42 protein-coding genes, 1 other RNA gene and 2 pseudogenes are annotated in these 25,365 nt (G+C 41.0%); 8 read left to right on the forward strand and 37 right to left on the reverse strand.

Features of this window, described 5'->3' with window-relative positions; genetic code table 11:
* Both CQA49_RS04940 and CQA49_RS04945 read right to left on the reverse strand, forming a co-directional pair.
* Nucleotides 1-1,569: a sialidase family protein gene (locus CQA49_RS04940; RefSeq protein WP_181882610.1), complete on the reverse strand. Its 1,569-nt coding sequence runs from the start codon at nt 1,567-1,569 to the stop codon at nt 1-3.
* Between the two features lie 44 nt (nt 1,570-1,613).
* Nucleotides 1,614-2,795: a pyridoxal phosphate-dependent aminotransferase gene (locus CQA49_RS04945; protein ID WP_115574865.1), complete on the reverse strand. Its 1,182-nt coding sequence runs from the start codon at nt 2,793-2,795 to the stop codon at nt 1,614-1,616.
* A 194-nt stretch (nt 2,796-2,989) separates the two neighbouring features.
* On the opposite strand from CQA49_RS04945, the gene CQA49_RS04950 reads away from it, so the two are divergent.
* From CQA49_RS04950 to CQA49_RS04960, 4 genes are all read left to right on the forward strand, one after another.
* Nucleotides 2,990-3,310, forward strand: coding sequence for a hypothetical protein (locus tag CQA49_RS04950; protein ID WP_115574866.1), 321 nt, complete (start codon nt 2,990-2,992; stop codon nt 3,308-3,310).
* Nucleotides 3,311-3,337: 27 nt separating this feature from the next.
* Nucleotides 3,338-3,508: a hypothetical protein gene (locus CQA49_RS10005; RefSeq protein ID WP_181882611.1), complete on the forward strand. Its 171-nt coding sequence runs from the start codon at nt 3,338-3,340 to the stop codon at nt 3,506-3,508.
* A 175-nt stretch (nt 3,509-3,683) separates the two neighbouring features.
* Nucleotides 3,684-4,055: a transfer-messenger RNA gene (ssrA, locus tag CQA49_RS04955) on the forward strand.
* A 241-nt stretch (nt 4,056-4,296) separates the two neighbouring features.
* A complete protein-coding gene (locus CQA49_RS04960; RefSeq protein WP_115574867.1) occupies nt 4,297-4,620 on the forward strand; it encodes a hypothetical protein in 324 nt (107 codons plus the stop codon).
* A gap of 6 nt (nt 4,621-4,626) precedes the next feature.
* Here CQA49_RS04960 and CQA49_RS04965 read toward each other — a convergent pair whose 3' ends face one another.
* The 3 genes from CQA49_RS04965 to CQA49_RS04975 all read right to left on the reverse strand — a co-directional run bounded on the left by CQA49_RS04965 (nt 4,627) and on the right by CQA49_RS04975 (nt 5,677).
* Complete coding sequence (locus CQA49_RS04965; RefSeq protein WP_115574868.1) at nt 4,627-5,049, reverse strand: hypothetical protein; 423 nt, start codon at nt 5,047-5,049, stop codon at nt 4,627-4,629.
* A 147-nt stretch (nt 5,050-5,196) separates the two neighbouring features.
* A complete protein-coding gene (locus tag CQA49_RS04970) occupies nt 5,197-5,466 on the reverse strand; it encodes a type II toxin-antitoxin system YafQ family toxin (protein WP_115574869.1) in 270 nt (89 codons plus the stop codon).
* Nucleotides 5,456-5,677, reverse strand: a complete 222-nt coding sequence (locus tag CQA49_RS04975) for a hypothetical protein (protein ID WP_115574870.1) — start codon at nt 5,675-5,677, stop codon at nt 5,456-5,458. The genes CQA49_RS04970 and CQA49_RS04975 overlap by 11 nt, the downstream gene beginning before the upstream one ends.
* Nucleotides 5,678-5,834: 157 nt before the next feature.
* Between CQA49_RS04975 and CQA49_RS04980 the strand changes: the two genes are divergently transcribed.
* Entirely contained in the window at nt 5,835-6,428 is a 594-nt protein-coding gene (locus CQA49_RS04980) for a LysE family translocator (protein ID WP_115574871.1), read from the forward strand.
* A gap of 86 nt (nt 6,429-6,514) precedes the next feature.
* Nucleotides 6,515-6,985: a DUF4149 domain-containing protein gene (locus tag CQA49_RS04985; protein WP_115574872.1), complete on the forward strand. Its 471-nt coding sequence runs from the start codon at nt 6,515-6,517 to the stop codon at nt 6,983-6,985.
* 29 nt (nt 6,986-7,014) lie between these two features.
* On the opposite strand, the pseudogene CQA49_RS04990 reads toward CQA49_RS04985, so the two are convergent.
* From CQA49_RS04990 to rpsJ, 32 genes and pseudogenes are all read right to left on the reverse strand, one after another.
* Nucleotides 7,015-7,668 (reverse strand): annotated as a pseudogene (locus CQA49_RS04990) (methyl-accepting chemotaxis protein); the annotation flags it as partial.
* 43 nt (nt 7,669-7,711) lie between these two features.
* Nucleotides 7,712-8,389, reverse strand: coding sequence for a hypothetical protein (locus tag CQA49_RS04995; RefSeq protein ID WP_115574874.1), 678 nt, complete (start codon nt 8,387-8,389; stop codon nt 7,712-7,714).
* A complete protein-coding gene (locus CQA49_RS05000) occupies nt 8,389-8,895 on the reverse strand; it encodes a PAS domain-containing protein (RefSeq protein WP_115574875.1) in 507 nt (168 codons plus the stop codon). The genes CQA49_RS04995 and CQA49_RS05000 overlap by 1 nt, the downstream gene beginning before the upstream one ends.
* A gap of 167 nt (nt 8,896-9,062) precedes the next feature.
* Nucleotides 9,063-9,413: a 50S ribosomal protein L17 gene (gene rplQ, locus CQA49_RS05005; protein WP_115574876.1), complete on the reverse strand. Its 351-nt coding sequence runs from the start codon at nt 9,411-9,413 to the stop codon at nt 9,063-9,065.
* A 10-nt stretch (nt 9,414-9,423) separates the two neighbouring features.
* Nucleotides 9,424-10,431, reverse strand: coding sequence for a DNA-directed RNA polymerase subunit alpha (locus tag CQA49_RS05010; RefSeq protein WP_115574877.1), 1,008 nt, complete (start codon nt 10,429-10,431; stop codon nt 9,424-9,426).
* A gap of 21 nt (nt 10,432-10,452) precedes the next feature.
* Nucleotides 10,453-11,079: a 30S ribosomal protein S4 gene (gene rpsD, locus CQA49_RS05015; RefSeq protein ID WP_115574878.1), complete on the reverse strand. Its 627-nt coding sequence runs from the start codon at nt 11,077-11,079 to the stop codon at nt 10,453-10,455.
* 12 nt (nt 11,080-11,091) lie between these two features.
* Nucleotides 11,092-11,484 carry a 30S ribosomal protein S11 gene (gene rpsK, locus CQA49_RS05020; protein ID WP_115574879.1) on the reverse strand — a complete coding sequence of 131 codons (393 nt, stop codon included), beginning with the start codon at nt 11,482-11,484 and terminating at the stop codon, nt 11,092-11,094.
* 10 nt (nt 11,485-11,494) lie between these two features.
* The gene (gene rpsM, locus CQA49_RS05025; protein ID WP_115574880.1) at nt 11,495-11,857 is read right to left on the reverse strand and encodes a 30S ribosomal protein S13; all 363 of its coding nucleotides are present in this window, start codon (nt 11,855-11,857) and stop codon (nt 11,495-11,497) included.
* A 3-nt stretch (nt 11,858-11,860) separates the two neighbouring features.
* On the reverse strand, nt 11,861-11,974 hold the full coding sequence (rpmJ, locus tag CQA49_RS05030) for a 50S ribosomal protein L36 (RefSeq protein WP_023927895.1): 114 nt from the start codon (nt 11,972-11,974) through the stop codon (nt 11,861-11,863).
* Between the two features lie 206 nt (nt 11,975-12,180).
* Nucleotides 12,181-12,399, reverse strand: coding sequence for a translation initiation factor IF-1 (gene infA / locus CQA49_RS05035; RefSeq protein ID WP_115574881.1), 219 nt, complete (start codon nt 12,397-12,399; stop codon nt 12,181-12,183).
* On the reverse strand, nt 12,400-13,158 hold the full coding sequence (gene map / locus CQA49_RS05040) for a type I methionyl aminopeptidase (protein WP_115574882.1): 759 nt from the start codon (nt 13,156-13,158) through the stop codon (nt 12,400-12,402).
* Nucleotides 13,159-13,165: 7 nt separating this feature from the next.
* Nucleotides 13,166-14,428, reverse strand: a complete 1,263-nt coding sequence (secY, locus tag CQA49_RS05045) for a preprotein translocase subunit SecY (RefSeq protein ID WP_115574883.1) — start codon at nt 14,426-14,428, stop codon at nt 13,166-13,168.
* Nucleotides 14,425-14,829, reverse strand: coding sequence for a 50S ribosomal protein L15 (gene rplO / locus CQA49_RS05050; protein WP_115574884.1), 405 nt, complete (start codon nt 14,827-14,829; stop codon nt 14,425-14,427). Before rplO ends, secY begins: the two co-directional genes overlap by 4 nt.
* Nucleotides 14,830-14,849: 20 nt before the next feature.
* A complete protein-coding gene (gene rpsE / locus CQA49_RS05055; protein ID WP_115574885.1) occupies nt 14,850-15,290 on the reverse strand; it encodes a 30S ribosomal protein S5 in 441 nt (146 codons plus the stop codon).
* Nucleotides 15,291-15,304: 14 nt separating this feature from the next.
* Nucleotides 15,305-15,676, reverse strand: a complete 372-nt coding sequence (gene rplR / locus CQA49_RS05060; RefSeq protein ID WP_115574886.1) for a 50S ribosomal protein L18 — start codon at nt 15,674-15,676, stop codon at nt 15,305-15,307.
* 10 nt (nt 15,677-15,686) lie between these two features.
* Nucleotides 15,687-16,223, reverse strand: a complete 537-nt coding sequence (gene rplF / locus CQA49_RS05065) for a 50S ribosomal protein L6 (RefSeq protein ID WP_115574887.1) — start codon at nt 16,221-16,223, stop codon at nt 15,687-15,689.
* A 9-nt stretch (nt 16,224-16,232) separates the two neighbouring features.
* Nucleotides 16,233-16,628, reverse strand: a complete 396-nt coding sequence (gene rpsH / locus CQA49_RS05070) for a 30S ribosomal protein S8 (RefSeq protein WP_115574888.1) — start codon at nt 16,626-16,628, stop codon at nt 16,233-16,235.
* A gap of 10 nt (nt 16,629-16,638) precedes the next feature.
* Nucleotides 16,639-16,824: a type Z 30S ribosomal protein S14 gene (locus CQA49_RS05075; protein WP_066387869.1), complete on the reverse strand. Its 186-nt coding sequence runs from the start codon at nt 16,822-16,824 to the stop codon at nt 16,639-16,641.
* Between the two features lies 1 nt (nt 16,825).
* Nucleotides 16,826-17,371, reverse strand: coding sequence for a 50S ribosomal protein L5 (gene rplE / locus CQA49_RS05080; RefSeq protein WP_115574889.1), 546 nt, complete (start codon nt 17,369-17,371; stop codon nt 16,826-16,828).
* Entirely contained in the window at nt 17,371-17,610 is a 240-nt protein-coding gene (gene rplX, locus CQA49_RS05085) for a 50S ribosomal protein L24 (protein WP_115574890.1), read from the reverse strand. Before rplX ends, rplE begins: the two co-directional genes overlap by 1 nt.
* Entirely contained in the window at nt 17,607-17,975 is a 369-nt protein-coding gene (gene rplN / locus CQA49_RS05090) for a 50S ribosomal protein L14 (RefSeq protein ID WP_066387863.1), read from the reverse strand. The genes rplX and rplN overlap by 4 nt, the downstream gene beginning before the upstream one ends.
* Entirely contained in the window at nt 17,972-18,238 is a 267-nt protein-coding gene (rpsQ, locus tag CQA49_RS05095; RefSeq protein ID WP_115574891.1) for a 30S ribosomal protein S17, read from the reverse strand. The genes rplN and rpsQ overlap by 4 nt, the downstream gene beginning before the upstream one ends.
* Nucleotides 18,235-18,429 (reverse strand): 50S ribosomal protein L29, encoded by a 195-nt coding sequence (gene rpmC, locus CQA49_RS05100; RefSeq protein WP_181882613.1) that lies wholly within the window; start codon nt 18,427-18,429, stop codon nt 18,235-18,237. Before rpmC ends, rpsQ begins: the two co-directional genes overlap by 4 nt.
* The gene (gene rplP, locus CQA49_RS05105; protein ID WP_115574893.1) at nt 18,416-18,841 is read right to left on the reverse strand and encodes a 50S ribosomal protein L16; all 426 of its coding nucleotides are present in this window, start codon (nt 18,839-18,841) and stop codon (nt 18,416-18,418) included. The genes rpmC and rplP overlap by 14 nt, the downstream gene beginning before the upstream one ends.
* Before the next feature lie 3 nt (nt 18,842-18,844).
* Complete coding sequence (rpsC, locus tag CQA49_RS05110; protein ID WP_115574894.1) at nt 18,845-19,609, reverse strand: 30S ribosomal protein S3; 765 nt, start codon at nt 19,607-19,609, stop codon at nt 18,845-18,847.
* A 194-nt stretch (nt 19,610-19,803) separates the two neighbouring features.
* Nucleotides 19,804-20,166, reverse strand: a pseudogene (gene rplV, locus CQA49_RS10475) (50S ribosomal protein L22); the annotation flags it as partial.
* 11 nt (nt 20,167-20,177) lie between these two features.
* Nucleotides 20,178-20,459, reverse strand: a complete 282-nt coding sequence (gene rpsS / locus CQA49_RS05120; protein WP_066387845.1) for a 30S ribosomal protein S19 — start codon at nt 20,457-20,459, stop codon at nt 20,178-20,180.
* A gap of 9 nt (nt 20,460-20,468) precedes the next feature.
* Nucleotides 20,469-21,296 (reverse strand): 50S ribosomal protein L2, encoded by an 828-nt coding sequence (gene rplB, locus CQA49_RS05125; protein ID WP_115574896.1) that lies wholly within the window; start codon nt 21,294-21,296, stop codon nt 20,469-20,471.
* A gap of 13 nt (nt 21,297-21,309) precedes the next feature.
* Nucleotides 21,310-21,591, reverse strand: coding sequence for a 50S ribosomal protein L23 (locus tag CQA49_RS05130; protein ID WP_115574897.1), 282 nt, complete (start codon nt 21,589-21,591; stop codon nt 21,310-21,312).
* A 9-nt stretch (nt 21,592-21,600) separates the two neighbouring features.
* Complete coding sequence (gene rplD / locus CQA49_RS05135) at nt 21,601-22,224, reverse strand: 50S ribosomal protein L4 (RefSeq protein WP_115574898.1); 624 nt, start codon at nt 22,222-22,224, stop codon at nt 21,601-21,603.
* 37 nt (nt 22,225-22,261) lie between these two features.
* Nucleotides 22,262-22,840 (reverse strand): 50S ribosomal protein L3, encoded by a 579-nt coding sequence (rplC, locus tag CQA49_RS05140; protein ID WP_115574899.1) that lies wholly within the window; start codon nt 22,838-22,840, stop codon nt 22,262-22,264.
* 32 nt (nt 22,841-22,872) lie between these two features.
* A complete protein-coding gene (gene rpsJ / locus CQA49_RS05145; RefSeq protein ID WP_066387832.1) occupies nt 22,873-23,184 on the reverse strand; it encodes a 30S ribosomal protein S10 in 312 nt (103 codons plus the stop codon).
* A gap of 258 nt (nt 23,185-23,442) precedes the next feature.
* On the opposite strand from rpsJ, the gene CQA49_RS05150 reads away from it, so the two are divergent.
* Complete coding sequence (locus CQA49_RS05150; protein WP_115574900.1) at nt 23,443-24,450, forward strand: FkbM family methyltransferase; 1,008 nt, start codon at nt 23,443-23,445, stop codon at nt 24,448-24,450.
* A gap of 192 nt (nt 24,451-24,642) precedes the next feature.
* Nucleotides 24,643-25,323, forward strand: coding sequence for a homeostatic response regulator transcription factor HsrA (gene hsrA / locus CQA49_RS05155; protein WP_115574901.1), 681 nt, complete (start codon nt 24,643-24,645; stop codon nt 25,321-25,323).
* The last annotated feature ends 42 nt before the right edge of the window (nt 25,324-25,365 follow it).

Consider the following 25,365-nt stretch of genomic DNA (forward strand, 5'->3'; position numbering starts at 1 on the left):
TTATCCTACATCGCTCATATAGTGGTATTCTATGATTTGCATAAAATCCCCTTTTTGTGGCAAATCCTCATCATCATCTAACAAATCCTGCTGGAATTGCGGATTTTGAGAATCTGCGGAATTTTGGGAATCTTGCAACGCATTTTGGGGTTTGACAAGCGAAATATCACGCGCAGATTCTATCTCTTGTGGGGATTCTCGACTTTGTCGGATAAGCTCAAAAATGCTATCTAGCGGGATTACGGAATATTTTATCTGCGCTCTATCATAAGTGTAGGTGATATAGAGATTTTGGGAATCTAGGCTTGCAGATGGATAGCTCACCTCGCCACTTTTAAGTGCATCAATTGTCATCAATCGCTCAAAAATCCCCTTCTCCGCATCGCGCAAGTAAAAAAGGCTAATGCTCGCGCGCGGGTGGATTCTCACTTTTTCATAAAAGAGATCATACATTGAAAGCAGCGGATTATTTAGCCCATCATTGTGGATTAATAGCACTTCGCTTTTTGGCTCTTGTGGCTCTTGTGATTGTGTATTTTGGGGCTTTTGTGATTTTTTAGAATCTTTTTGTGCTTGTTTTGGATTCTTTAATGGCGTTTTTGGTGGATTTTTGGGCAATGCAAGCAACACACTTGAGCTATCAAAATTTTGAATATTGCTCTGCACTGGCGCTTCCCAAGTGTTGCCAAAATCCTTGCATTTTTGCAAAAAGGCTTTATTCTCGTATCCTCGATGGATTCTAAACATTGCCAAGCACTCGCTTTCATTGAGCGCGATAATGCTAGGCTGAAGCTGGGATTTTAAGGAATTTAGGCGCTTTGTAAAAAGCAATTTAGAATCCGCGTCAAAAAACGCCACAAGCGGATATTTATTCGCCAGCTCATGGTAAAGCGGAAGCATAAAGCCGCCATTTTCAAGCGCCACAGCAGGCGTTCTCACAAGATGAGAAAAGTTCAAAAACGCGCCCAAATGTAGTTCGCCCTTGTATTGTAGTCCTTCAAAATTTTCATCAAAAAGGAATTGATACACCTTGCTTGTCGCCCAGCCACCGAGGCTAACGCCCACGACAAACACATGCACGCGATTAAGAGAATCCCTAAACGCGATCGGATTGCCTAGCTTTTTTATAAATTTCCCGCTTAGGCGTGAAAGCGTAGGTGCATCCAAAATCGCCCTAGGCTCGCTCCAATGCACGCTCCCTTTGGGTAAAAAGCTTTGATAAATTTTCACATCGCGCGCACCTTCCTTGCTCCCGGCAAAAAATAGCACCATAAGTCGAGAATCTAAATCAACCAAAGTGCTTGCATGCGCGCTTTTTTCAAAATTTGGGATGAGCGTGTAAGTGTTAGATTCAAAAAAATTGAGCTGGGAAATGTCGCTGTCTGTGGGAATGTCAATTTGTCGCGTGAGATTGTAGGGCTTAGGTTGAGAATCTGATTTTAAAAGCACATGGCTAGAATCTAGCGGGGAATGCGTAGTGACAAAGCGCGCATTATTTACCTCAAAGCCACTTTCACGCAGGCGCAAATAACTTCCAACGCCTACAAAAAAAACGCATAATGCAAACAAAATAGCCTTTTGCCTCATCCCTCTAGCCCAAAAACCTTATAAATTTAAAATTTCGTAAATTTCGCAATGCGCTCGATTCCGCGTGTTATCTCATCAATCGAGCACGCAAATGAAAAACGCACATAGCCATCTTTGCCAAACGCACAGCCGGGCACAAGTGCCACGCCCTCATTTTCAAGCAATTCTTTGCAAAATCGCATAGAATCCCCGCCAAAACGCGGTAAGCCTGAAATATTCACAAACAAATAAAACGCGCCCTGTGGCTTTAGCACGCTAAATCCCGGAAGTGTGTTAAAAAGCTTAAATGCAGATTCCATTCTGTCTTTAAACGCTAGGCGCATTTCCTCAATATCCGCATCGCATTCGCCATTAAGCGCGACGACACTTGCTTTTTGCGCGATAGAATTGACATTTGAAGTGCATTGACTTTGCAAATTATTCATATATTTTAGCAACTGCTTATCCTTGCACGCAAGATACCCCACGCGCCAGCCAGTCATCGCCACAGCCTTGCTAAGTCCATTCACCACAATGCTACGCTCTAGCATATCCGCACTAAGCGAGCCGATAGAGCACACCTGCGCGTCATACACAAGCTTTTCATAAATTTCATCGCTCACCACCCACACATCGCTTCCTTTGAGAATCTTTGCAATCTCTTCTAGCTCCTCTTTGGAATACACCATTCCGGTGGGATTTGAAGGCGAGTTTAGCACGAGAATCTTTGTCTTTGGCGTGATAGCGTCTTTTAGCTGCTTTGGCGTGATTTTAAAATTTGTGCTTTCATCAGTTTGCAAAATCACACTTTTTGCCCCACAATAAGTGGCTAGCTCTGGGTAACTCACCCAAAATGGTGCAGGGATAATAACCTCATCGCCATCATTTAGCAATGCTTGGAAAATATTAAAAAGTGAATGCTTCGCGCCATTGCTCACAAGAATCTCATTTGGCGCATAGGACAAGCCATTTTCACGCTCTAGCTTTCCGCTTATGGCTTTGAGTAATTCTGGAATCCCAGCAACTGCAGTATAATGCGTAAAACCGCTATTAAGCGCGCGCACGGCTTCATCGCGCACCGCTTGAGGCGTGTCAAAATCCGGCTCTCCCGCAGAAAAACTCAAAATATCTTTCCCTTGCGCTTTCAGCTCACGCGCCAAAGAACTTATCGCGATAGTCGCAGACTCACTTAAAAGCTCCACCCTAGAGGCATACACCTTCTTTTTCATTGCCTACTCCGTAATGAATTTTGGATTTGTGCGTGCGATTGTATTACAAGTTTTCTTTTATTAACTTTATTTAAGAGTTTGTATTTCTGTAACTTTTCTAAAAAAATTTAAGAGATTTTTTTAAAAAAAACTTCAAAAAATAGAAAAAATTATTATACAATTGATGGCGATTTTGCGTTTTACAAGGAGAAACAATGAAAGAAAAATTCAAGCATTACAAACATGCTAAAAAAATCACAGAATCCACACCCGAGCTTTTGGAGTTTTTTGAAAAAGAATGCGTGCGCTTAAATGATTTGGTGACTTACGCTAACCTCGGGCATTTGAAGCAGTATGCAAATAATCGCGATTTGGGCTTTTATGTCGTGGTGAAAGGGACGGAAGGTTTGCGCATTGGCTCGTATTTTGAGAAAGAGACTTTGCGTAAAATGCGCGCTTACTATGTGCAAAGAGGCTTTAAAAGTAAGAATCTAGAAGTCGTGTGGAAGGCTCTAGAAGGCATGTATGAGAAATAATAAAGTCTAAATTAGGAGATTAAGACAATGGATTTGAATTTGGAGTTTGAGCCGCTTAGTAGCGAGGGCAAGCGTTCTGCAACGCAAGTGCGTGTCGTGATTAACGCTGAATTAGTCATTAGCACTGATGATATTAGTTTAGAGGATTTGGAAGAAGAGCTAAGAGAGGTTTTGGAAAAATACAGCTTAGGGGATTAAGAATCTAGGCGGTTTGCGTGGATTTGTGCGCAATATATAAGAATCTGCGTGGGTTGGCAAATCTCGCGCAAATATCGTGGGGCGGGCTTGACTTAGATTCTCTTTTTAGCTACAATCCGCGCCTTCCTTAGAGATTGTGAGATTCTCAAAAAGGATTTCAGAGCTCAAGGCTTATGGGGTTGAAAAGAATTTCGACAGGAGTCAAAAAAGCTAAGTGCATGTGAGCTGGCATGCTCTAAAACTGCCATTTTTAAAATTAAACGCAAACAATACAAATTACGCTCCAGCTTATGCAAAAGTAGCATAAGTTTAACTACTCTTTAGGAGCCGACTAAGATAGAATTCCTAGCGTTTTATCATTAGTCGTAACGCGGCTAGGTGCTTGGCTGTATCACCTCGCACAGACAAAAAGACAAATGAGGTTGCTTATTTAGCGGAGTTTGGAGATTTGCTTGCTAGATAAAAAGACTAAAAATCTTGTCTAAACATGTAGATTCTTAGGGGATTTGATTTTTGGACTGGGGTTTGATTCCCCACAACTCCACCACATACTTCCGCATTTTTAAATCAATGAAATTTTTGCAGATTTTCTATTTTTTCGCAAAATTTAATTTTTGTAAAAAAAGCTTCCTGCTGAAGTTGCAAACCGCTTCTTTGCAGCTACAAGAGGTTCTACCCTAAGAGGGACTTTCCAAGGTAGAAGCTTTAATCTTGCTTCTGGTGTAGATGGACAATATCATGGAAGTTTTGATAGTAGGTTAAGCGTTCAGGGTGGATATAGAGTAGATATGGGAGATGTTACAGCTGCAGCTTCTTATCAAGCAGGAGGTGTTACAGGTATGAGAGCTATGGGTACGGTAGAGTCAGGCTGGAACTTTGCTACTGCTACTGTATCAAATGTAGCTATGATAGCTCCTGGTGGTGGTGTGGCTAAACTAGCTACGAATACTGGAGTAATTAGTGCAAATAGTAGATATGCTGTAGGTCTAGGGAAATATAACCAAATGATGGAGAATAAAGCTTTCAGGGCTAATAATGCGCTGACTAATGGAGGGAATGGGGGAAATGTAACAATGGAAACATTCGGTTCGGCTAAAGGAATTGTCCCTTAAGAAATCTTAAGAGATAATTCTGTGTTTTTCTGTGGTTAGTAAATCTTTGACTTTAGAAAAATATTCTTGGTAGATAGGATCTTTTGCTTCCTCTCTATTTTCATCAGCCCAAACAGCAACTACGGTATTAATACTTTTAAGATCTATAATTTTCAATTCCCCGCTTTCAATCATATCAGCCTGCATATCTTGAGTTATATGAGGATAAAGTGGTTGCTTATTGAAAGTAAGTAGATTAACTCCTGCTTTATGCTCTCTTAAGTCTTGAATAAAGCCTCTCTTAAACTCCCTATCCCAACCTATCCAATAAACCTTTTCCTCCTCTTGTCTCATTTCCCATTCTTGCTGCACGATTTCTCGTGCTATCTCATCAGCTGTAGGTGTAAAGACTGCTGCCCAAAGTGCTGCTTGTGTTATACCATTAGCCATAGTGGTGTTCTCCTTTCGTTTATTAAATTTTAGGGGCATTATAGGGATATTTAGGGAAAAATGCAAATAGGGGAGCTAAAGTCTAGTATTTTATGAATTATGCCTGAAAGTGGGGGGGGGCTGGTAAAAAGAGAAACACAAAAACAATCAAAACAACTCACTATGTGAACCCACATTGATACAAGTTAGCACAAGTATATTATCTTGCTTTTGATAGACAAGAAGCAAGTCTGGTTTTATGTGGCATTCCCTGTAGTCTTTAAATTCTCCCTTGAGTTTATGATCTTTATACTTTTTTTCAAGAATTTCATTTTTGGAAAGACGACAGACTATCTCATCTACTAAGTCTTTTTCATACAAAGTTAGCTTTTTGTAGTTCTTTTTGTATTCCTTTGAGATTCTAATCTCATATTCCACGCATTGCCTTTTTGTATTCGTCAAAACCCTTGAAGGTTTCGTATTCTCCATTTTTTAGCTCTTTAATGGCTTTTTGCATAGAATTTTCTTTTTGCTCTTGCTGTGTTTCAAAGTTAATCAGCTTATAAGAAGCCTTTAAGCTTTTTGCTAAGCTCTCAAAAACAGGTAAAAACTCTTTGTCAAACCCGCTAATTTCAATCTTTAAAGCCATTTCAAACTCCTTTAAAGTCCTTTGATTTTTTTGCATTATAACACAATTAGTTAGCTCCCAACAACTAAAGCTCAATCACCAAACTTTTTTGAACACAACGGCTTTGGCGCAAAATACGCTAAAATACCCACAAACAAAACACACAAAGAGGGGAAAGATGGATTTTGTCATGCTTTTTGCCGTGGGGTTTATCGGGGCGATTACGCCCGGACCTGATATTTTGCTTGTTATGCACAATTCCTTGCGCTTTGGCGCACTCGCTGGAATCCGCGCGCTGTGTGGCATCGCTACTGGGTGGGTGGTATTTTTAGGCATTATTTATTTTGGTTTTGCAAATGTGCTTAAAGGCGCGCCTGTGCAGATTCTCATCGGTTTTGCTGGAGGGCTGTATTTACTTTATATCGCCTTTATGCTTTATAAAAAGCCACCTTCGGACACGCAGGCAGATTCTCACCAAGCCACAGGCTTTTTCAAAGCGCTTCTTATTAACCTAAGCAACCCAAAGGCAATCCTCTTTTTTGGCGTTATCATAACGCCATTTATGGATACAAACCTGCGCCTAAGCCTTATCGTGCTTTTTGTGAGCCTTCTTAGCGCGTTTTTGGTGGTGATTTTTGCCTCTATCTTTTGCAAGCAATACCTTAGCAACAAAACTTTCGCGCTGATAGATAAAATTTGTAGCGTGCTGTTTTTTGTCTTTGCGCTCTCTTTGCTTTATCGCAGTGCAAAACTTACCCTTGAGATTCTCTAAAAAGCGCAAAATACGCGCGCTATCATATTCCCTTAAGCATTTAAAAGCTAGAATTGAGATTGCATCTTATTTTAAGGAGAAAAACAATGGGAAATTTCAAGTTTCTAAGATTCTTTGAATCTATCTATCTTTTGCTAGTTGGCGTGGGCATAGGCGCGATTATTACTTGTGTATTTAGCGCGTCTGTGGTGTTTCACGCTGGGGACATTTTGAACATGCCATCTTTGACAAATGCTGAAAGTGGCAAGCTTATGGGAGATATTTTTGTAAAAACAAATTATGTCTTTTTGATTATTGCTGTGGCGATTATAGTTTTTGAGTTGCTCGGTATGCGTATTTTCCGCACTTCGACGCTCCTTACAAGCTTGAGCGGTGGCATTAGCGTGATTGCGATTTTGCTTTTTGTGCTTTATTACACGCCAGCAATTCTTGGGGCGACAGATTTTAGCACGCCAGAATTTCAATCAATCCACTTCCAAAGCGAGCTCTGCTTTAAGATTCTCTTTGTGAGCCTTATCGTGCTTTTTATAAGCAAATGCCTAAAAATCGCGCGATAACTTCAGACTTCAATTTTTTAACTTCCGCACTAGCTTTTAAGCGTTTTTAGAAGCGTGGCGGAAGTGTCCTCAAGCGCTTTCACACAATCGATAATATGTTCTGAACTCTCTTGCGTAATTGGCTGTGTAATGTCTTTTAGCGCCTCATTGCAAGAGTGCAACAAATCCTCTTTAAAGCGCGCAATCTCACTATGTGAAATGCGCTTCTCAAAAATATTTGCTATGCTCGCATCATCTACAAGCAAGGAAATTGGCGCAAGCGCATCTGTCTGTATCGCGCGCTGTGTGTTTAAGCTCTCATAAATTTTAGATTTAAAAGAAATATGATCAAGCTTTGTAACAGAAAGCACAAGCCCTTCAGCAAGCTCTGAAAAGATACTTTCAAGCGAAGTGCTATTTGTATCCACGCGCCCAAAGACTTCATTAAATTCTGTAATTTTAGATTCTGAATCTTGGGCGATTTGGCTCACCTGCTGGCTACCATCTTGGATAGCTTGTATCTCTTCTTGCATGGTTTGCATGGAAGTAGAGATTTGATTTGTAGCTTGCTGGGTTTTTTCTGCTAACTTTCTCACTTCATCGGCTACCACTGCAAAGCCCCTGCCATGCTCACCTGCGCGCGCTGCCTCAATAGCAGCATTGAGCGCGAGTAAATTTGTCTGCGTGGCAATGTCGCTAATCATACTCACCACATTATCAATATCCTTTGACTTTTGCACAAAGCCTTCAAAGGGCATTGTTGTTTTCTATCAACTCCGAAAGTCGCTGGATAGAGCGCACGAGAATACTTGCGGTGTCCTTGCTTTCTTGAGAAGAATTGCGGATTTCGTGGATATTAGAATCCACTTTTTTCATAAATGAAATATCCTCATTAAGCTCGCTGGCAATCTCGCTAAGATTGTGCGTTTGGTGACTAAGGTTAAGATTCATAAGATTTTTTGAAAGTGCATTCGTAACGCTTTGCTTGGCGTTTTGCTCGATTTTTTCAAGGGCGTGGTTGAGATTTATAATATTTTGCGCAAATGTCCCTTCAAGCCCACGCTTTAGCGCATAGCGGAAATATTCACCTTTTTGCGAGCATTCAATAGCAGTTTGCGTTTCGCGCAAAAAGGCTTCGAGATGATCGATGAAGTTGTTTAGATTCTCACAAATATCTGCAATCGCGCTTGTGCCTTTAATATGCACGATTCTGCTTTCAAACTTTCCTTGTGCGTATTGCGCGCTGACATTTTTTAGAGAATCTATCAAATACGCCTCTTTGCGCACTAGCACAAAACGCACAAACGCGATAATAACCACCGCGCCAAAAAGCGCACATACCCACCACAAGCCTAAAATCGCACTTGCAATACCCGCGATTATACCAATGCCTACAAGCACAATATCAAACAACGCATTCCGCATTAACTATTCCTTTGCAGCTCGAAAATAAGTTGGTTGTAGGTTTTTTGAGAATTTTGACAGACTTTATTAAGGATAAGCGTGCTCGCATGCACGGATTGGGAATGCTCAATGGCATACATTTGCTGATAGAGCGGCTCGATGATACTAAGTGCCTTAGGATTTGGCTTCCTACGCACAGAATAATAACCTATAATATTGCGCTGTGCGTCAATGGAGGGCGTCACATTTGCAAACACCCAATAATGCCTGTCATCTTTAGCACGATTTTTCACAAAGGCAAAAATTTCCCTGCCTGATTGTATGTATTCCCATAAAAGCTTAAATACCGCTTTGGGCATATCCTTGTGACGCACGATATTATGGGGTTTGTGGAGGACATCATCTTCGCAGTAGCCGCTGTATTTATAGAAGTCTTGATTGCAGTAGGTAATAACACCTTTCAAGTCAGTTTTTGAAGTAATAAGCGCATTATCGTCTAACTCTATGCCTAAATCAACACTATACATATTAGTATCCGTTTAGTATCCGTTATTTAAGATTCCCAAAACGCAAGCGCTAAGTCCTGCGCGAGTTTGGAGAATCTAAGATTTATAAAGAAAGGTTTTTGTAGGACTTGAAGCATACGACAAATCAACCTTTTCTTTATTCCTTTGTCTCTGCCATTTTTAAAGTCTTACACAAATTCGATAATCGCCATTTGAGAAGCATCACCACGGCGCAATCTTGTGCGCTGGATTCTCGTATAGCCACCTTTGCGTTCTTTATATTTTGGCGCGATTTCAGCGATGAGCTTTTTAGTCGCTACTTTGTCTTGCAAATGCGCAAATACAAAGCGATGCGTGTTAAGATCCTCTACACGCGCGCTACTTACGAGCTTTTCGATATAGCTTTGAAGCTCTTTTGCTTTGAAAACGCTTGTTTCGATTTTCTCATATGTGATAAGGGCGATACTTAGATTCTTAAGCAACGCCTTTCTGTGTGAAGAAGTTCTGCCTAACTTCCTATAACCATGATTATGTCTCATTTTCTCTCCCTTACGCTTTAAGTTTAGCTAATCTGCGATTAAAAAGCGCGCTCACTTCATCGCTTAGCTCACTGCCAATAGGGTAGCCCAACTCTTGAAGTTTTTCGGCAATCTCATCATAAGATTTTTTACCCATATTTTTAATGTTTTTAATCTCATTTTCTTGCATAGCTGGCGCTACTAACTCACCGATAAATTTTAGCCCCGCCCTATCAAGGCAATTGAAGCAACGCGCGCTCAAATTTAGAGAATCTAGCGGTGTGAAAAGCACTTTAAGCTCGCCGCTATCGTCATTGCTATGATTTGGCGCTGAAACTTCATTCAAATCCACGCCAAAAATACTCATTTGCTTATACATTACTGCAATCGCATCTTTAAACGCATCAATTGGCTTAATCTGCCCGTCAGTTTCGATATCAAACACGAGCTTTTCGAAGTTTGGATTATCTTCCAAAAGCACATTGCTAATCTCATACACCACTCTTTTAACAGGCGTAAAATACGCATCTAGCGGGATATAACCCTCTGCTGTTTCTCCTCTGATTGTCTCGCTTGGCACATAACCGATACCTTTTTTAACGATAAGCGAAAAATTAAGACTAAAATTTTCATTAATCGTCGCAAGATACACATCAGGATTCACAATATCAGTCACCTCATTTGCCAAATCCTTGCCACTTAGCACCATAGGACCTTTGAAAGAATAGCTAAGCTCCACACTTGAATCATTTGCCTTGTCTTTTATATTGAAGCGAATGTTTTTAAGGTTTGTAATAAACTGCGCTACATCTTCAATAATACCGCGAATAGAATCAAACTCATGCGCTACACCATCAATTTTCAACGCAACAGCTGCATAGCCCACAGAGCTTGAAAGCAATAAGCGGCGCAAAGGGTGCGCGAAAGTGATCGCATACCCAGATTCAAAAGGTGAAACTGCAATTGTAATACGATTAGGACCTACCTCGAGCACATCGATATTCTCGGGAATATAAGGCTCTGTTTTAATTACTTTCATCTCTTACCACCTTTTAAATTATTATTTAGAATACAACTCGACAATGAGCCTTTCTTCAATCGGAATAACCACTTCTTCTCTCTGTGGAAATCTCGTGAAAATTCCAAATATCTTGTCTTTATCAATATCTACCCAAGGCACGATTCCGGTTTGTGCTGTAAGCTCAAGCGCGCGCAAAATCTGCGGATTCTTTTTGCTTTTTTCACGCACTTCGATTTTTTGCCCTGCACGCACAGAATACGAAGGAATATCCACTCTCTTGCCATCGACTAAAATATGTCCATGTGTCACAAGCTGGCGCGCAAAGCGTCTTGTGCTTGCAAATCCCATACGATAAACGACATTATCAAGGCGAGATTCTATAAGGCGGATAAGGTTTTCCCCTGTGTTACCCTCCAATCTATTTGCCTCTTTAAAAAGCGCGCGGAATTGCTTTTCGCTTGTGCCATACATTGCTTTTGCTTTTTGCTTTTCTGCAAGCTGCAAGCCATATTCTGAAACTTTCCCGCGTCTTTGTCCATGCTGTCCGGGTCCATAAGGGCGCTTATCAAGTGCGCTTTTACCAGCTAATCGGCGCTCACCTTTTAATGCCAAGGACACGCCAAAGCGTCTTTCTAATTTTTCAACAGGTCCTCTATATCTTGCCATTGATTTCCTCCCTTACACTCTTCTTCTTTTTGGCGGTCTGCAACCATTATGAGGCAATGGTGTTACATCTTTTAACCATAAAACCTTGATTCCCTCGATTGCGCCAACGCTTTTAACCGCTGTTTCGCGCCCACTGCCGGGACCTTGAACCTTGATTCCAACTTCTTTGACACCATGTTCTTTTGCTTTCATCAAAGCAGATTCAACAGCTTGCTGTGCGGCATAAGGGGTTGATTTCTTACTTCCCTTAAATCCTAATCCACCAGCTGTCGCCCAGCAAATCACATTTCCAGCTTCATCAGTTACTGTTACATTTGTATTGTTAAATGAAGCAGAAATACACACGATGCCTCTAGCAATATTCTTTTTTACAACTCGTTTTTTTGTTACATTGCGTTTTGCCATGAGTTACTCCTTACTTACTTCCGACCGTTTTTTTCTTGCCCTTGCGTGTGCGGGCGTTGTTTTTAGTCGTCTGACCGCGGACGGGTAAGCCCTTCCTATGGCGCAAACCACGATAACTTCCTAAATCCATTAGTGCCTTAATATCCATTGTTACTTTCTTACGCAAGTCTCCCTCGACCATATAGCCTTCTTGAATCTTCTTTGCAATCGAAGAAACTTCGTCCTCGCTGAGATCATTAACTCGCTTATCAAAAGAGATATTTACAGATTTAAGTATGTCCCTTGAACTCTTAAGCCCAATCCCATAAATATAGGTGAGCGCATACTCTACTCTTTTCTTTTTTGGCAAATCTACACCAGCAATTCTCGCCATTTTCTATCCTTGTCTTTGTTTATGTTTTGGGGTTGAGCAAATCACTCTCACCACGCCTTTGCGTTTAATGATTTTACATTTATCGCACATTTTCTTGACCGAAGGTCTCACTTTCATACCTACTCCTTTGCTTTGATTGTTGCTAGAATCTTGAAATAAAACTGCGGATTCTACGCAATTAATCATTAAAAGCTACTTAGATTCTGTAAATTTTAAGAATCCAGCGGTAAAAATTCTTTTTTACAAAAATTCTTACGGCTACATTCTCGCTTATTTGGCTTTTAGCACCTACTTTTGCGACTATACTTTTAGCACTTTTCGCGCTATTTGTTGCGATAAATAATGCGTCCTTTATCAAGGCTGTAAGGTGTGAGCTCGATTTTCACCTTATCACCAAGCAAGATTTTAATGTAATTCATACGCATTTTCCCCGCAATCCTGCAAAGCACAACATGCCCATTTTCAAGCTGCACGCGAAAAGTCGCATTTGGTAATGTCTCAATCACCTTGCCATCAACTTCTATCACATCATCTTTTGCCATTTATACCTCCGTTAGTATCTCTGCTCGTCCATTAATCACCGCAATTGTATGCTCATAATGACTTCCATTAAGCCCATCTGCCGAAACTACCGACCATTTATCATTGAGAATCTTAGGCTCTCCATTTTTTTGACAAATCATAGGCTCAATGCAAAACACCATACCATCGCGGATTTTAGGACCTTGCTTAGGATTTGAAGATTCTAAATAATTAGGAATCTCTGGCTCCTCATGCGGTGCGCGCCCTATGCCATGCCCACAAAAGCCCTTTAGCGGAACAAAGCCAGATTGCAAAATAAAATCTTCAAGCGCCTTGCTAAGTTCCTTAAAATGCATATTGCTTTTTATAGTGCTAATAGCCATTTCAAGCGCGCCTTTCGAGCAAGCGATAAGCTTTTCATCCTGCGTGCTAATTGCCCCTATACCAAAAGTCACCGCGCCATCGCCATACCAGCCATTGCATTCTGTGCCAATATCCACGCCCACGATATCCCCGCTTTTAAGCTTATAATCTGTTGGGATTCCATGGATGATGACTTCATTTACTGAAATGCACGCCGCATTTGGGAATCCATACAATCCCTTGAATGCCGGACGCGCGCCAAGCGATCGGATAGAATCTTCAATAAGAGAATCTAGCTCCAAAAGACTCATACCTTCTTTTGCGCTTTTTTGCGCCAAAGCCAAAGTCTGCGCGACAATTTTATTTGGCAAGCGCAAGGCTTGTATTTCTTTGGGACTTTTGATGCTGATTGCCATAGATTCTCTACAATCCCACCGCGCTAAGCGTTTTGTATTTATTCATATAAACTTGCGCCTCGATTTTACGCATTGTATCAATCGCCACTTGCACCACGATAAGCGCAGCTGTCCCGCCAAAAGCAAACTGCTGCAAGCCTGTGAGTTTGATAATAATCCAAGGCAAAGTCGTCACAAGCGCAAGATATAGCGAGCCCCAAAAAGTAAGATTGCTTGCTACGCCATTAAGGAAGCTTGCGGTATTTTCGCCCGGACGCATTCCGGGGATAAAGCCACCTTGTCGCTTGAGATTATCCGCAATGTCTTTTGCATTAAAAGCAATTGATGAGTAAAAATACGCAAAGAAAATCACAAGCAAAAACATAAGCGCATTAAACACATATCCATGCGGGCTTAACACATCTGCAATCGCGCGCACCACTTCATTTGAAGAGGCTTGCAAAAGCGTAGAGGGGAACACCAAAATCGCAGAAGCAAAAATAGGCGGAATCACCCCGCTAAGGTTGATTTTAATCGGAATGTAATTCATAATGCGCTTATTTTGATTTTGCATAATCACCTTACGCGCATAAGAAACTTGCACACGACGCTCGCTAAGCTCGACGATAATAATCGCTAGCACGGTTAGAATCACCACCACAAAAAGCCCAAGGAACACAAGAATGCTAATTTGATCTGTGCTCACCAAATCAAACACATTGCCAATCACTGATGGAATCCCAGAAACAATACCCGCAAAAATGATAAGGCTAATACCATTTCCTACGCCTCTTTGCGTGATTTGCTCACCAATCCACATAAGCAACATTGTGCCTGCAAGCATCGAAACAACCGCCACACACACAAAAGTAGGCAAATCAATCACCACCGCGCCTTTTCCACCATCTTGCACGCTACCAAGTCCGATGCTTACGCTAACTGCTTGAATGATTGTAATGACAATAGTCGCATAGCGGATAATTTGCATATATTTTTGCATACCATCGCGCTCTTTTTTCATCTTTGCAAGTCCGGGGAAAGTCGCAGAGAGTAATTCCATAATAATAGAAGCTGTAATGTAGGGCATAATGCCAAGTGAGATGATACTAAAACGCTCAACCGCGTTTCCGCTAAACATATTAAACAAGCCAAGCACGCCATCGGAATATTGATTAACGATGCTTTTAATAACCTCGACATCAACGCCGGGCGTGGTGATATGAGCTAAGATTCTGTATGCAAATAAAAAAGCAAGAGTGACAAGAATCTTATTTACAATAGCTCTATTCATTGAGCGCTTCCACTAGTTTTGATTGCTTCGTCTTTAATCTTAGAAGCAAAGCTTTTTGCCTTTGTGCCGATGAGCTTAACTTTGCTAACATACAAAGGAATGCTGAAATGCTCACGCAAAGATTCCATAGTGATTTCTTGCAAAGAATCTAGCACTTTTGCTTTGTCCGCATTGATAACATAAGGCTTTGCCACCTTAGAAGTAAAACCCACTTTTGGCAAACGGCGTTGCAATGGTTGCTGTCCGCCTTCAAATCCTCTTTTTGCTTTATAGCCTGTGCGCGCTGTTTGTCCTTTGCCACCGCGTGTAGAGGTTTTACCCATACCGCTGCCTTGACCGCGCCCTACTCTTTTAATGTCCTTTACGCTACCTTGTGCTGGCTTAATTTTCTCTAACGCCATAATTTCTCCTTCTCTAAACTTTACGCTTTAATCTTTGAAAGGGCATCAACGGTCGCGCGCACGATATTGTAAGGATTGTTTGAGCCAAGAGATTTTGTCAAAATATCCTTAATCCCCGCAAGCTCGATAACTGATCTCGCTGAACCACCAGCGATAACTCCTGTTCCCTCGCTTGCTGGTTTTAGTAAGATTTTGCTTGCGTTATATTTGCATTCAATATCATGTGCGATTGTTGTGCCTTTTACATTGACTTTGATAATGTTTTTAAACGCATCATCAATTGCTTTTTTAATCGCGTCTGGCACTTCTTTTGCCTTGCCCAAGCCAAAACCAATAAGCCCATTTTTATTTCCAACCACCACAAGGGCATTAAATCTAAAACGGCGTCCGCCTTTGACAACCTTTGTAACCCTACCAATATTTACAACAACTTCGCTAAATTCTTCTCTATTAATTTCCATAGCTTTCCTTTAAATTACAGCGTAATGCCGTTTTCTCGTAAAGTTTCTGCAAATGTCGCAACAACGCCATGATACAAATAGCCATTTCTGTCAAACACTGCTTTAGAGATGCCAAGTTTTTGCAATTTGAGCGCAAAATCTTTGGCGATTTTTTTCACATCTTCTTTGTTATTTCCAACGCCTAATTGCTTACCATCGCTTGCGGCAAGTGTTTTAGATTCTGTATCATTGATAGCTTGTGCGTAAAAATAGCGATTTGAGCGAAATACACTCACTCTAGGCATTTCTGCACTGCCATAGATTCTGCTTCCATACACTTTACCGCGTGTTCGTAGCTTGCGCTTTGCGCGCAAAAGTTTTTTTCTCTCTTGTATATTTTCTCTCATCATTCACACCTTATTTTTTAGAAGTTTTTCCGGCTTTGCGGATAATGACTTCATCGCTGTATTTGATACCCTTGCCTTTGTATGGCTCTGGTGGTCTAAATTTTCTAATCTCAGCGGCGATTTGCCCCACTTGTTGCTTATCGCTTCCCTTGATGGTGATGACATTTTTTTCTACGCTCATCTCAATACCTTGAGGGATTGGATATACCACAGGGTGAGAGAATCCAAGTGAAAGCTCGAGATTCTTACCATTTACATTTGCTTTGTAGCCCACGCCATTAATTTCAAGATTTTTTACAAATCCTTCGCTTAAGCCAACGACTATATTGTTCGCTAGCGCGCGGTATGTGCCCCAATATGCGCGAGATTGTGGTGTGTCATCGCTTTTTGCAAAGCAAATGCTATTGTCTTTTATCTCAATGCCCACACGCCCAAAAGTTTCTAGCTCTTGTTGAGATTTTGCACCTTTGAAAGTGAGTTTGCTCCCTTGCAAGCTTACTTCTACGCCTTTTGGAATAGCAATAGGTCTTTTTCCAACTCTTGACATACAACCCTCCTACCAAATACTGCAAAGTGCTTCGCCACCGACATTAGCCTTGTATGCTTCATCGTTTGCGATTACACCTTTGCTCGTGCTAACTACGATTGTGCCGTAGCCATTCTTAAAGCGTTTTAGCTCATTATGCCCTTTATACACGCGTCTTCCGGGTGTGCTAATGCGCTTAATCTCGCTAATAACGCTCTTGCCTTGCTCATCATATTCAAGCTGCACGCTAATAGACTGCTTGCCGTCCTTATCAATCACTTGATAATCTTTCACAAAACCCTTTGCTTTAAAGACTTCTAAGATTGAAACCACGATTTTTGCATAATACAAAGTCGTGGAATCTAAGCGTCTCATTGAAGCATTGCGGATTCTAGTTAGAGAATCTGCGATAATATCATTTACCATATCCTACTCCTTACCAGCTTGCTTTTCTAAGTCCGGGGATTAGCCCTTCGTTGCCCATTTTTCTAAGGCACACGCGACAAAGTCCAAAATCTCTATATACAGAATGTGGTCTGCCACACACTTGGCATCTTGTGTATGCCCTTGCGCTAAATTTTGCTTTTCTTTTAGCCTTTGCTATCATTGATTTTTTTGCCATATTATCTTCCTTTTGCAAAAGGCATACCAAAAAGCTCAAGCAATCTGAATGCCTCTTTGTCGCTATTAGTTGAAGTTACAATCGTAATATTCATACCATGAGTTACCATAATGTCATCATATACGACTTCTGGGAACATAAGCTGTTCGTTTAGCCCAAAGCTATAATTCCCGCGCCCATCAAAGCCATTGCGCTTAATCCCGCGGAAGTCCTTCACCCTAGGCAAAGCAATGACGATGAGTTTTTCCAAAAAGTTATACATCATATTTCCACGAAGTGTGACTTTCACACCCATAGGCATTCCCTCGCGCATTTTGAATCCTGCGACAGATTTCTTTGCCTTTGTAATGATGGCTTTTTGTCCTGCGATAAGCGAGATAGTATCAGCGATATTTTGCATAACCTTTGCGTCTTTTGCATAATCGCCAGCACCCACACTAATAACGATTTTTTCCAATTTTGGCACAAGCATCGCGTTGCTAATACCCAAATCTTTTTTGAGATTCTCAAAAATCTCCTCTTTGTATTTTTTTCTTAGTGCAAACATTACTTATCTCCCTCTACTTTTGCTACATTAGAAATACTCATCGGCATTTCTTTTGTAATAAAGCCACCTTTGGGATCTTTATCACTTGGCTTGATTGCTTTTTTTGCAAGCTTTAAGCCTTCCACAACTACTTGCCCTTTTTTAGGAAGCACTTGTAGCACCTTGCCACTTTTGCCCTTATCATCACCGGCAATAACCTTAACCATATCACCTTTTTTGATTTTATACTTTATCACTATAACACCTCCGGAGCTAACGATACAATTTTCATAAAGTTCGCGTATCGCACTTCTCTACTTACAGGACCAAAAATCCTTGTGCCTATCGGTTCTCTCTTTGCATCAAGTATAACTGCTGCGTTTTCATCAAAGCGCACAAGTGAGCCATTTTCTCTATGAATCTCTTTTTTCGTGCGCACGATGACAGCCTTTACAACTTGACCTTTTTTTACTTTTCCATTTGGTATAGCTTTTTTGACAGAAGCTACAATCACATCACCCACGCGTGCATAGCGTCTATGGCTACCGCCAAGCACCTTAATACACATAAGCTCTTTAGCACCGCTATTATCAGCTACGCTTAATCTTGTAAAACTCTGAATCATAGCTCCACTCCTTTAGTAATAATTTCTTTCAGGGTAAAAGCTTTGCGTTTTGATATTGGCTTGCACTCAATAGCGCTTATTACATCTCCCACTTTTGTGGCGTTTTGCTCATCGTGGATTGTGTATTTTTTGAAGCGCTTTACAATCTTGCGGTATTTTGGATGCACCACTTTGCGCTCAACCAACATCACAACGCTTTTATCCCCAGCCTTGCTTACGATACGACCTTGAATTACTCTTTTATGTGCTTGTTTTTCACTCATTTTGTATCCTTTTTAGCATTTAAGGCGGTATTGATTCTAGCGATGTCTTTACGCACCACGCGTAATTCGCTAGAGTTTGTTAATTGCATTGTCTTAAGCTTAAGCTTAGTTTCAAATAGCAACGACTTTTTCTCTTTGAGCAACTTTTGCAGCTCGGCAATGTCCTTATCTTTTAACTCAGTAAATTTCATTTTCACTCTCGCTCGTTATGATTTTTGTTTTAAATGGAAGCTTGCTCTGCGCTAAAGCCAACGCCTCACGCGCTAGATTCTCTTCAATCCCTATCATTTCATAAATTACACGACCGGGCTTGATATTCATCACCCATTTTTCAACGCCACCTTTACCTTTACCCATTCTCACTTCCAAAGGTTTCGCTGTCAAAGGCTTGTCAGGGAACACGCGAATCCACACCTTACCAGCTCTTTTAATATGGCGAGTCATCGCAATACGCGCAGATTCTATTTGTCGAGAATCTATGCGCCCATGCTCTAAGGCTTTAATCCCAATATCACCAAAAGCCAAGCTCGCACCGCGGAAAGACTTCCCGCGATTGCGCCCTTTCATTTGTTTTCTGTATTTCGTCTTTTTTGGCATCAACATGATTTATTGCCTCCCTCTTCTTGATCTAGCGCGCTCACTTCTTTCTTCGCCCCTGCTCTCTCTAGGCTCTCGCTCACCTCTTTCTCTGCCATCTCTACCTTCGCGAGAATCTCTACCCTCACGCTCTTGAGCGATACCTTTTTGCAAGACTTCACCTTTGAAAATCCACACTTTCACGCCGATGATTCCATAAGTTGTCATCGCTTCAGCAAAGCCATAATCAATTTTCGCACGCAATGTGTGAAGTGGCACGCGCCCTTCCATATACCATTCTGTCCTTGCCATTTCAGCACCAGCCAAGCGTCCAGAAACTTTTACTTTAATGCCTTTCGCACCGCTTTTAAGCGCCGTTTGCATAACTTTTTTCATCGCTCGGCGGAAAGCCACACGCTTTTCAAGCTGTGTTGCGATATTTTCCGCTGCAAGCTGTGCGTTTGTTTGTGGGCGTTTTGCTTCTTTGATATTGATTGAAACATCTTTTTGTACAAGTTTTTTAAGAGATTCTTTGTGCTTGTCAATATCCACGCCCTTTTTACCAATGATAAGCCCGGGCTTTGATGCAACCACGGTTACACGCACTTTGTGCGCTGCACGCTCAATGATAATCTCACTCACACCTGCATAATACATTTCGCTTTTTAAGAATTTGCGAATCTTGTAATCTTCCAAAATATTAGAAGGTGCTACCTGCGTGGAAGGAAACCAACGCGAAGACCAATTTTTGTTTATTCCTAATCTTAGACCTATCGGATTAACTTTTTGACCCATAACTATTTGCCCTCACCTTCTGATTTTTTGCTTGCCTGTGTTTTTGTGCTTTTTGGCTTTGTCTCACCTGCTGTTTTTGTGCTTTTGGTAGCTTTTGGCGCTTTTGGCTTAGATTCTGTAGAATCTTTTGACGCGACCTTAGAATCTGCCTTAGGCTCTACCTTTTTGGTTGCTTGCTTTTTAGATTCTACTTTTTTAGATTCTGTTTTAGAATCCGCTTTTTGCGCCTTTTGCTCTGCCTTCTTGCTACCTACTTCGACAAAAATATGTGAAGTGGGCTTGCGAATAGGTGTAGCGCGACCTTTTGCACGCGGTGTGAATCTACGCAACACAGGACCCGCATCAACACGGCATGAAAGCACAACCACTTCTTGCGCGTCGTAACTTCCATTTGCCACGGCTGAAGCGATAACTTTTGCAATCACTCTTGCTGCCTTATTTGGCGTGAATTCCAAACTTGCCAACGCAAGCTCGGCATTCATTCCCTGCACTTCTCTAGCTACTAGGCGTGCCTTAGTCGGAGAAAGCCTAATATGTCGTAATAATGCTTTACTCATTTTCCTACCCCTTACTTACCGATTTTCTTTTGGACACTGCCTTTGTGTCCTTTAAAAGTTCTTGTAGGAGCAAATTCCCCAAGCTTATAGCCGACATGATTTTCTGTCACATACACTGGCACAAACGCGCGCCCATTATGCACATTGAAAGTAAAACCTATCATATCAGGGAGAATCGTGCTTCTTCTTGACCAAGTTTTAATAGGCTTATTGTCTTTAGAATCTTTGGCTTTTAGCACCTTTTTCAACAAACATGCGTCAATAAACGGACCTTTTTTAATTGATCTTGACATTGCTTTTCCTTACTTTTTCTTTCTTGAGATGATGAGCTTATCGCTTGCTTTTTTCTTGCGAGTTTTAAAGCCCTTAGCTGGAATGCCCCAAGGCGATACAGGGTGTCCGCTTGAGCCGGTTTTACCTTCACCACCACCATGTGGGTGATCTACAGGGTTCATTGCACTTCCACGCGTTTGTGGGCGGATACCACGATGACGATTGCGCCCAGCTTTACCAATAGAGATATTGATAAAGTCTTCATTTCCCACAACGCCGATTGTCGCCATGCATTCTTCTAAAATATAGCGCATTTCACCACTTGGCATTCTTAGGATAATGTATTTGCCCTCGCGCCCCATAATCTGTGCGCTTGCACCTGCGCTTCTAGCAAGCTGTCCGCCAGCGCCGGGGTGCATTTCGATATTATGCACGATTGTTCCGATAGGGATTGCCTTAAGCTTCATTGCAAAGCCGACTTTGATATCTAGTCCAGATTCTGCTGCAAGCACCACATCGCCCACTTTCAAACCAGAAGGCTGGATAATATAGCGCTTTTCGCCATCAGGGTAATGGATGAGGGCGATTCTACAATTTCTGTATGGATCATATTCAATCGCCGCAACCTTGCCTTGTATGCCAAATTTATTGCGCTTGAAGTCAATGATTCTGTAAAGTTTTTTCGCTCCGCCTTCTTTGTGGCGACTTGTGATTCGTCCATTATTATTGCGCCCAGAGCTTACCGCGAGCTTAGTTAGCAAACCACGCACGCTTGCTTTTGCAGTGATATCTTTTGAGCTTAAAACGCTCATAAAGCGTCTGCTAGGCGTATAGGGCTTATAAGTTTTAATTGCCATTTTTCACTCCTTCTCACACTGATAGCGCATCGATTTTTGCGCCCTCAGGAACTTTTACATAAAATTTTTTAAATGAAGCCCTTTTGCCTTCCTTGCCTCTAAAGCGCTTTGTTTTACCATCTTGCTTAAGAGAATTAATTTTCAAAGGCACAAAGCCAAAATATTCTTTAAATACCGCTTTAAGCTGGTTTTTGCTCACTCCATTTGCAGTTTGCACGACAATCACTCCATTTTCTTGCAAAGAAAGAGATTTCTCTGTATAAAGGATTGCTTTGATATCTGTAATGTCTGCCATAACGCCTCCTTATGCCTGCTTAGGCGCTTTTTGAGTTATTTCATCAAAAACAGCCTTTTCTATTACCACACAGCGGAATGCCGCTACCAAATACGCATTCAATTCATTAGAATCTACAAGCCCACACTCTCTCAAATTACGATACGCCAAGAAAGTTGGCTCATCGCTAAAATGCGAAACAAAAAGCACATTTTTTTCATTAAAAGTTTTAAACTTCGCGTATGCGTCTTTTGTTTTCCCGCTAGCCACAGCTACAGAATCCACTACAAAAAGCTTTCCGGATTCTGCTTTTTGTGCAAGCGCACATTCTAAGGCTAGGCGCTTTTGCTTTTTATTGATTTTAAGTTCATAGTTTCTTTTGCTAGGACCATGCGCCACACCACCACCTACAAATACAGGTGAAGTGATACTTCCAGCTCTTGCGCGTCCGCCACCTTTTTGCGCCCATGGTTTTTTGCCACCGCCGCTTACTTCTCCGCGCTTTTTTGCTTGCGCAGTATTTGAGCGCAATGACGCCAAATAAGACTTTATATAAAGGTAGAGATTGTGCTCATTTACCTGCGCATATTCTTTAGGAAGCTCGATTTCACTGCTCTTTTTTAGATTTGCATCTAATACGATTGCTTTGCTCATTGACTTTAACCCCTCACTTCTTAACTATTTATTTTGGCTATTTGGTAATTTTGATTTTGCCATACGCGCCATTGTAGCCCGCCACAGAACCTTTGAGCACCAAAATATTACTTTCCTTATCAAAAGAAAGCACATCGTTTCTTAGATTCACTTGCTCATTACCATAATGTCCAGCCATTTTTTTGCCCGGCTGCACACGACCCGGCCATTCGCGGTTACCAATAGATCCTAATCTTCTATGGAATCTGCTACCATGCGCAGCAGGACCACCTTGAAAATTCCATCTTTTCATCGCACCGCTAAAACCGCGCCCTTTTGTATTAAAAATGCTTTTGACACTTTTTGCCTCGCTAAGCGCTTCCAAACTCAAATCGCCTTGCTCTTTATTAGCAACTTCAAGTGTTGCGAATGTATTAAATTCTTTGCTTAGATTGTATTTTTTCTGAATCCCAGCAATTGGCTTATTAAGCGCCTTTCCTTTAGAATAGGCAACAAGAGCTTTTCCGTTCTCATACACCTCGCACACCTTAGCATTTAGCACGCGCAATAAAGTTACTGCCTCGCTTTTTGTGCCTATCGTGCGGCTCATGCCGATTTTTTCAACGATAAATTCCATAACTCAATCCTTAACTTAACATATAAAATTGCTTATTTGCTCATAGAAGTGACTTCTACATCAACTTCAGGAGCCAAATCAAGCTTCATAAGGCTATCAACGGTATCAGGCGTAGCAGACATAATATCAATGATGCGGTGATGCACCCTAATCTCGAACTGCTCGCGAGAATCTTTGTTGATATGCGGAGACTTAAGCACCGTGTAGCGTCGCTTTTTAGTCGGAAGAGGAATCGGCCCTCTAATCTCGCTACCAGTGCGCTTTACAGCCTCTACTATCGCAGCCACAGAACGATCCAAAACCCTATGATCATAGGCTTTGAGTTTTAGTCTAATCTTTTCCATAATCTATCCTTTTCATTAAAGAACCCATTGCAATGCAATGTATTTTCAAAGCGCGCAATTATAGTAAAAAATGATTTTTTTAGCAATACTTTTCCCACATTTTCGCGATTTTATTAAAAATTTATTTCCTTTTAATAAGGATATTTTACAGAAAATTTCTAATTAAAAATTTAGCAAGATTTCTTGTATAATCACAAAACTTCTTGTTTTAAACAAAAACAAGAAGATATTTCAAACACACAAACAAAAGGAGTTTTAATGTTAGCAAAATCACTCGCTACATTTATTTACGGGCAAATTCTTTCTTCAAGAACGCGATTGGGTTTTAGGATATTCTCCAAACTTCGTGCATTATTTTTGCGATTTAGTGACCCTATTATCACGCTAGAATTTCGCGGATTCACACTTAGTATGCCTTTTTCGCACACACTTTTTATCAACCAAAAGCTTTATCCAAATTACGATATGCAATTGCATAAAATTGCTTCGTATATCCAAAGCAAAACTGGTCAGCTTAGAATGATTGATATTGGTGCAAACATTGGCGATACCGCTGTTTTGACAAATATTGCGCATGCAGATTTTTTGCTGGTTGAGGGAGAAAAAAGCTATTTTGACTTGTTAAAAAAGAATGTCTTTAGACACTATGCAAAAACCCTTAAAGAGCAACAAGGGGGGGGGGGGATAAAAATAGAAAACTGCTTCATAACCGATAAAGATGGCACATACAATATTAACCTTGCTCAAGGTAGCGGACGATTAGAAAAAATCACTCCTGCAGATTCTTTAGAATCCAAACACCACGCAGATTCATCAAACCCTACAAATCATAGCGATTCTCTTATATTCAAAACACTTGATTCTATCGTGTCAGAGCATAATTTTAAGCCAAATTTTATCAAAATCGATACCGATGGATTTGATTTTAAAGTGCTTCGTAGCGCACAGCAAACGCTCAAAGAAACTCAGAGCCTTGTTTTGTTTGAATGGGATATGTTTCACCTTCAAGCTCAAGATGAAAACCCCTTAAGCATTTTCAGCTATTTAGAATCTTTAGGCTACCATCAAGCACTAATTTTTGATAACTTTGGCACATTGCTTTGCGCGGTAGAACTCTCTGACACCCAAAATCTTAAATTACTTTTGGACTACACTTTATACAGCAATAAAAACATCTACTACTATGATGTATTGCTTTTCCCAAAAAATAGTCCTTTTGAAATTTATGAGTGCGCGCAATTTATCACTGCCATATCAGATTCTTAAAAACACAAATACACAGCTAAGATTCTTGCCCTAACTCTTAATAATTCCTTAAGGTAGTTTTAAACTAAGAGTTAGGGGATTGCAACATTTTTTAAGTTTCAAAAAATTAAATTTTTCTGAAAAAATTGCAATCTTTACGCTATAATACCCGCCGAAATTATTTTACAGATAACACAATAAAAAGGAAAGTCTATGCGTATCTTAATCATAGAAGACGACTCTGCGCTTAATAAATCACTAAGCGAAGTGTTAAACACAAATGGTTATCAAACCGATGTGGCTGAAAATCTCAAAGACGGGGAATACTATATTAGTATCCGAAATTATGACTTGGTTTTGAGCGAGTGGTCTTTGAGCGATGGCTCTGGGCTTGATATCATTACACAAATCAAAGAAAAATCCCCGCGCACGCCTGTAATCATTATCTCATCAAAAAACGATCCCGAGCGCGAGATTCAAGCGTTTAAACATGGTGCTGATGACTTTGTGGCAAAACCGCTCAATCTTAAGGTTTTGCTCGTGCGTATGGAGGCGCGCTTGAAGTTTTGGGGCTCAAGTGTGATTGAGATTGAAGAACTTACCATCAATCCAGATGAAGAAAAAATCACCTACAAAGGGCAGGAAATCGAGGTGAAAGGCAAACCATTTGAAGTGCTTACGCATTTGGCACGCCACAGGGATCAAATTGTTTCAAAAGAGCAGCTGCTTGATGCGATTTGGGAGGAGCCAGAGCTTGTAACGCCAAATGTGATTGAAGTTGCGATTAATCAAATCCGCCAAAAAATGGACAAACCTCTAGGTATCGCCACGATTGAAACCGTGCGCCGCAGAGGCTATAGATTCTGCTATCCAAAAGCCCCAACAGAAAACTAAGAAAGCTCGTAATTTTTCTTTAAGGCTAAGGGGTGTATAATT

Origin of the sequence: Helicobacter sp. MIT 00-7814, assembly GCF_003364115.1 — a bacterium.
Taxonomy (GTDB): domain Bacteria; phylum Campylobacterota; class Campylobacteria; order Campylobacterales; family Helicobacteraceae; genus Helicobacter_F.

Coding starts and splice junctions, on each gene's coding strand:
- CQA49_RS04945 (WP_115574865.1), bottom strand. CDS start 2,795: ATGAAAAAGAAGGTGTATGCCTCTAGGGTGGAGCTTTTAAGTGAGTCT.
- CQA49_RS04950 (WP_115574866.1), top strand. CDS start 2,990: ATGAAAGAAAAATTCAAGCATTACAAACATGCTAAAAAAATCACAGAA.
- CQA49_RS10005 (WP_181882611.1), top strand. CDS start 3,338: ATGGATTTGAATTTGGAGTTTGAGCCGCTTAGTAGCGAGGGCAAGCGT.
- CQA49_RS04960 (WP_115574867.1), top strand. CDS start 4,297: ATGGGAGATGTTACAGCTGCAGCTTCTTATCAAGCAGGAGGTGTTACA.
- CQA49_RS04965 (WP_115574868.1), bottom strand. CDS start 5,049: ATGGCTAATGGTATAACACAAGCAGCACTTTGGGCAGCAGTCTTTACA.
- CQA49_RS04975 (WP_115574870.1), bottom strand. CDS start 5,677: ATGGCTTTAAAGATTGAAATTAGCGGGTTTGACAAAGAGTTTTTACCT.
- CQA49_RS04980 (WP_115574871.1), top strand. CDS start 5,835: ATGGATTTTGTCATGCTTTTTGCCGTGGGGTTTATCGGGGCGATTACG.
- CQA49_RS04985 (WP_115574872.1), top strand. CDS start 6,515: ATGGGAAATTTCAAGTTTCTAAGATTCTTTGAATCTATCTATCTTTTG.
- CQA49_RS04995 (WP_115574874.1), bottom strand. CDS start 8,389: ATGCGGAATGCGTTGTTTGATATTGTGCTTGTAGGCATTGGTATAATC.
- CQA49_RS05000 (WP_115574875.1), bottom strand. CDS start 8,895: ATGTATAGTGTTGATTTAGGCATAGAGTTAGACGATAATGCGCTTATT.
- rplQ (WP_115574876.1), bottom strand. CDS start 9,413: ATGAGACATAATCATGGTTATAGGAAGTTAGGCAGAACTTCTTCACAC.
- CQA49_RS05010 (WP_115574877.1), bottom strand. CDS start 10,431: ATGAAAGTAATTAAAACAGAGCCTTATATTCCCGAGAATATCGATGTG.
- rpsD (WP_115574878.1), bottom strand. CDS start 11,079: ATGGCAAGATATAGAGGACCTGTTGAAAAATTAGAAAGACGCTTTGGC.
- rpsK (WP_115574879.1), bottom strand. CDS start 11,484: ATGGCAAAACGCAATGTAACAAAAAAACGAGTTGTAAAAAAGAATATT.
- rpsM (WP_115574880.1), bottom strand. CDS start 11,857: ATGGCGAGAATTGCTGGTGTAGATTTGCCAAAAAAGAAAAGAGTAGAG.
- rpmJ (WP_023927895.1), bottom strand. CDS start 11,974: ATGAAAGTGAGACCTTCGGTCAAGAAAATGTGCGATAAATGTAAAATC.
- infA (WP_115574881.1), bottom strand. CDS start 12,399: ATGGCAAAAGATGATGTGATAGAAGTTGATGGCAAGGTGATTGAGACA.
- map (WP_115574882.1), bottom strand. CDS start 13,158: ATGGCAATCAGCATCAAAAGTCCCAAAGAAATACAAGCCTTGCGCTTG.
- secY (WP_115574883.1), bottom strand. CDS start 14,428: ATGAATAGAGCTATTGTAAATAAGATTCTTGTCACTCTTGCTTTTTTA.
- rplO (WP_115574884.1), bottom strand. CDS start 14,829: ATGGCGTTAGAGAAAATTAAGCCAGCACAAGGTAGCGTAAAGGACATT.
- rpsE (WP_115574885.1), bottom strand. CDS start 15,290: ATGGAAATTAATAGAGAAGAATTTAGCGAAGTTGTTGTAAATATTGGT.
- rplR (WP_115574886.1), bottom strand. CDS start 15,676: ATGAGAGAAAATATACAAGAGAGAAAAAAACTTTTGCGCGCAAAGCGC.
- rplF (WP_115574887.1), bottom strand. CDS start 16,223: ATGTCAAGAGTTGGAAAAAGACCTATTGCTATTCCAAAAGGCGTAGAA.
- rpsH (WP_115574888.1), bottom strand. CDS start 16,628: ATGGTAAATGATATTATCGCAGATTCTCTAACTAGAATCCGCAATGCT.
- CQA49_RS05075 (WP_066387869.1), bottom strand. CDS start 16,824: ATGGCAAAAAAATCAATGATAGCAAAGGCTAAAAGAAAAGCAAAATTT.
- rplE (WP_115574889.1), bottom strand. CDS start 17,371: ATGTTTGCACTAAGAAAAAAATACAAAGAGGAGATTTTTGAGAATCTC.
- rplN (WP_066387863.1), bottom strand. CDS start 17,975: ATGATTCAGAGTTTTACAAGATTAAGCGTAGCTGATAATAGCGGTGCT.
- rpsQ (WP_115574891.1), bottom strand. CDS start 18,238: ATGAGTGAAAAACAAGCACATAAAAGAGTAATTCAAGGTCGTATCGTA.
- rpmC (WP_181882613.1), bottom strand. CDS start 18,429: ATGAAATTTACTGAGTTAAAAGATAAGGACATTGCCGAGCTGCAAAAG.
- rplP (WP_115574893.1), bottom strand. CDS start 18,841: ATGTTGATGCCAAAAAAGACGAAATACAGAAAACAAATGAAAGGGCGC.
- rpsC (WP_115574894.1), bottom strand. CDS start 19,609: ATGGGTCAAAAAGTTAATCCGATAGGTCTAAGATTAGGAATAAACAAA.
- rpsS (WP_066387845.1), bottom strand. CDS start 20,459: ATGTCAAGATCAATTAAAAAAGGTCCGTTTATTGACGCATGTTTGTTG.
- rplB (WP_115574896.1), bottom strand. CDS start 21,296: ATGGCAATTAAAACTTATAAGCCCTATACGCCTAGCAGACGCTTTATG.
- CQA49_RS05130 (WP_115574897.1), bottom strand. CDS start 21,591: ATGGCAGACATTACAGATATCAAAGCAATCCTTTATACAGAGAAATCT.
- rplD (WP_115574898.1), bottom strand. CDS start 22,224: ATGAGCAAAGCAATCGTATTAGATGCAAATCTAAAAAAGAGCAGTGAA.
- rplC (WP_115574899.1), bottom strand. CDS start 22,840: ATGGAATTTATCGTTGAAAAAATCGGCATGAGCCGCACGATAGGCACA.
- rpsJ (WP_066387832.1), bottom strand. CDS start 23,184: ATGGAAAAGATTAGACTAAAACTCAAAGCCTATGATCATAGGGTTTTG.
- CQA49_RS05150 (WP_115574900.1), top strand. CDS start 23,443: ATGTTAGCAAAATCACTCGCTACATTTATTTACGGGCAAATTCTTTCT.
- hsrA (WP_115574901.1), top strand. CDS start 24,643: ATGCGTATCTTAATCATAGAAGACGACTCTGCGCTTAATAAATCACTA.